3 protein-coding genes and 1 pseudogene are annotated in these 3,453 nt (G+C 64.9%); 3 read left to right on the top strand and 1 reads right to left on the bottom strand.

Going from position 1 to position 3,453, the window contains the following annotated elements; genetic code table 11:
* A partial coding sequence (locus tag B2W70_RS01875) for an SET domain-containing protein (protein ID WP_349677423.1) occupies positions 1-457 on the top strand: 457 nt, incomplete at its 5' end.
* Between the two features lie 141 nt (positions 458-598).
* A complete protein-coding gene (locus tag B2W70_RS01870) occupies positions 599-1,666 on the top strand; it encodes a putative solute-binding protein (RefSeq protein ID WP_286742269.1) in 1,068 nt (355 codons plus the stop codon).
* Positions 1,667-1,800: 134 nt separating this feature from the next.
* Here the strand turns inward: B2W70_RS01870 and B2W70_RS01865 are convergent, their stop codons facing one another.
* On the bottom strand, positions 1,801-2,013 hold the full coding sequence (locus tag B2W70_RS01865; protein ID WP_286742267.1) for a hypothetical protein: 213 nt from the start codon (positions 2,011-2,013) through the stop codon (positions 1,801-1,803).
* 1,000 nt (positions 2,014-3,013) lie between these two features.
* On the opposite strand from B2W70_RS01865, the pseudogene B2W70_RS01860 reads away from it, so the two are divergent.
* Positions 3,014-3,453, top strand: a pseudogene (locus B2W70_RS01860) (primosomal protein N'); the annotation flags it as partial.

The raw sequence follows: 3,453 nt of genomic DNA, 5'->3' as shown, positions 1-3,453 counted from the left end.
GCAGGCGCCCATGCCTGCGCCTGCGCCCCGCCAGCCTGCCAACCCGCAAAAGCACCGCGTCAACGTGGGCCCCAGTCGCATCGACGGCCTGGGCGCCTTCGCGGGCGAAGCCATCCCCGAGCGCGCCAAGATCGGCGAGATCCGTGGCGAGTTCATCGAGCTGGCCGAAGCCCGCCGCCGCGCCAGGCTGGCCGAGCGCACCACCGGGCGCATCTTCATGGTCGCCATCTCCGACAAGCGGGCCGTGGACGCCTCGGCCTCCAGCGACCCGCTGCGCCACGCCAACCACGCCTGTGAGCCCAACATGGTGCTGAAGGTGCAGCAGGGCCGGGTGGCTTTCTACGCCATCCGCGACATCGCCGAGGGCGAAGAGCTCACGGCGCGCTACGGCCCGACCCACCATGCCGGGCGCCTGCGTTGCGCCTGCGGCTCACCGCGCTGCGTGGGCTGGATCTGAATTTTTGTTACGTCTGGCCTGCAGATGCGGGTTGGGGTTTTCACCTGAGGGTGGTCCCTTGAGGCGCTCACCCCGCCTATGCTTGCCGCTTTCGCGGGTGACCCTGGGCTCACCCGTTGCGCAATCCGAGCGGAGACCCCCTTGCAACCTACCGTTTTTCACCCGAGCCGTGCCCTGAGCCTTTGCTCCCTGGCTGTCCTGACCGCCACCCTGGGCCTGGCTCCCGCAGCCCAGGCGGCCAAGCAAAAAGTCTGTGTGTTCGACATCCTCGGCACCGCGGGTGATGGCTTCAATGCCGCCAAAGACTACGCCCTCGAGATGCAAAAGGTCGGCGCCGACATCGAGCTCAAGGCCTACATCGACGAGCGCGTGGCGGTGGAGGACTTCCGCACCGGCCAGTGCGACGCCGTGATGGCCACCGCCCTGCGCACCCGCCAGTTCAACCCGCTGACCGCTGCCCTCGACTCGGTCGGCGCCTCCACCATCGTGCGCAGCGGCAAGCTCGACATGGCCGGCAGCATCGAGGTCGTGCGCAAGACCGTGCAGACCTTCAGCAGCCCCAAGGCCGCCGCCTTGATGGTCAATGGCAACTTCGAAGTCGGTGGCATCGTCCCGCTGGGCGCTGCATACGCCTTCGTCAACGACCGCGCCATCTCCAACCTCGAAGCCTCCAGCGGCAAGCGCGTGGCCGCCTTCGACCACGACAAGGCCCAGGCCCAGCTGATCTCGCGCGTGGGTGCGCGCCCCGTGGCCGCCGACGTCATGAACTTCGGCACCATGTTCAACAACGGCAACGTGGACGTGGTCATGGCGCCCTCCATCGCTTTCAAGCCGCTGGAGCTGCACAAGGGCATGGGCAGCAAGGGCGCGGTGCACCGCTTCCCCATGACCATCCTGACCTACCAGATGATCTTCAAGCGCGACAAGTTCCCCGAGGGCTACGGCCAGAAATCGCGTGACGCCTGGTTCGGCCGCTTCGACACCGTGGTCGAGCTCATCAAGCGCGCCGACGCCACCATCCCTGCCAAGTTCTGGATGGACCCGTCTCCCGAGGACGCCGAGCGCTACGTCAACCTGATGCGCGACGGCCGCATCGACATGGCCGAGAAGGGCTTCTACGACAAGAAGGGCCTGAAGATCATCAAGCGCATCCGCTGCGACGTGGCGCCGGCCAGCTCCGACTGCGGTCAGCCCACCGAAAACTGGTGATCCGCTGACGGGGCGCCTGCTGCCCCGGGGTGCTGAGCCGAGCACCCAAAGAAAAAGCCTCCCGGGTCCTGAGACTCGCGGAGGCTTTTTTGTGGCCGAAGGGAGCGCAGCAGGCGCTCACCCAGGCAGGGCGATCAGCCCAGGGTCTTGAGCTCGGCTTCGACCTTTTGCAGCAGGTCGTCGGTGATCAGGCCGCCGGAGAACTTGGCCACCATCGACAGGGCGAAACCCTTGCCCATGCCGATTTGCGGGTGGGTGGAGATGCCGGGCAGGTGCTTTTCCAGGATGGCCTTGGTGGTTTCGTTGTCCAGCAGGTCGCCGAGTTTGGATTCGATCGAGAAGCTCATCTTTTGTCTCACTAGGGTGTTGGGTTGTGGATGGTGCTCCCGGGCACGTCAGCAGGCGACCCGCGCGGTGACACCCGCAAAGCATAACCCGAGAGTCAGCCTGTTGACGCGCATGACCCAGCGCCGAGTCACCCCTTGCTCGCAGGGGCTTGGGCGTCCAGAGCAAGCCGAGGGACAGGTCGGTGCATGACGCGCTCGCGAATTCACCATTTCGAATCACGAGCGAGCGAAAACCGTGCTTGGGCCCCGGCACTTATCCCCAAAACGCAGCATGCTGTTTTGCTGAATTTCCCCATCGCGCCAAATGCCCTGCATGCCCTGTGTCAACGTGGCAAGTGGTTGATTTGATTGATGAAAATCTCTTTGACGCAAGTCAGCGACAACCTGGGGAAAGCCTGGGGTGTGCGAAGCGGACGCCGGTTCTCCCCGTTTTTGCTCACAAAGTTATCCACAGGCTGTGGATTCGGCCGCACCGCCCATGAATCAAGCACTTACAAGGCACTCTTGGCGAGCTGCATCGGCTTTGCCCCCTAAGTGAGGTGGACCGAGACCGGGGGGCAAGACGACGCAACTTGTTCCATGACCGATGGCGACCGTCGGGATTTCGCGTGGCGCGCCTGCTGTGACAAAGTTCACAGAGGGAGACAAAGCGTGTCAGATTTCGAGCAACTAGGGCATACCCTTGGTTTTGATCGCTCGCGACTCACTTATCCCCATCAGGCGCCCAGCGAGCGCACCGCACTGGGGCGGGCCCCCAAAGTCGGACAAAGGCCCGCAGGGCCGCGCTAAGTTGTTGATTCATAGAGGCTGCCCGGCGATGCCTCATTCTGAGGCAAACTGACCCAAACGTCGGTGTGACAAGCACTTAGCGCGCGTCTGCAAAGCTTTCCCACAAAGTTATCCACAGTCCCCGTGGATAAGGGTGTCCCCCAGGAAAATCAAGCACTTGGCGGGTCGTCTTCATGCCTCTGTCAGAATCTGCCTGACACACATCCCCGCCATGCACGCACCTGTTCCGACCGCGCCCGAGGCGCCTTGCCGCGTCGGGGTCGTGGTCGAGGCGCCCCAGCACAGCGGCCTGTGGGGCGCGCTCGACTACCTGCACCCCCAAGCCCTGCCCGCCGGCGCCCTCGTGAGGGTGCCCCTGGGTCGGCGCGTGGTCACCGGGGTGGTGTGGGACCGGGCCGAAGGCGCCGATGAAAGCGCCGCGCAACTGGCCCCCGAGTCACTCAAGGCCGTGCTCGAAACTTTCGATGCCTTGCCGCCACTGCCCCCCGCCTGGCGCAAGCTGGTGGCTTTTGCGGCCAGCTACTACCAGCGCAGCCTGGGTGAGATGGCGCTGATGGTGCTGCCGCCCGAGCTGCGCCAGCTCGACCAGGTGCAGCTCGCGCGCAGGCTCAAGCGTTTGGACAAGGCCGTGGCGGCCGAGCTGGCTGAGGC

Source organism: Aquabacterium sp. UBA2148 (assembly GCF_002328915.1).
Taxonomy (GTDB): Bacteria; Pseudomonadota; Gammaproteobacteria; order Burkholderiales; family Burkholderiaceae_C; genus Aquabacterium; species Aquabacterium parvum.
Note: the sequence above shows the minus strand (reverse complement) of the source record. Positions and strands in the feature narration are given on the sequence as shown.

Bases quoted from the DNA above. Each gene is read 5' to 3' on its own strand.
- B2W70_RS01865 (WP_286742267.1), bottom strand. From the start codon at position 2,013: ATGAGCTTCTCGATCGAATCCAAACTCGGCGACCTGCTGGACAACGAA.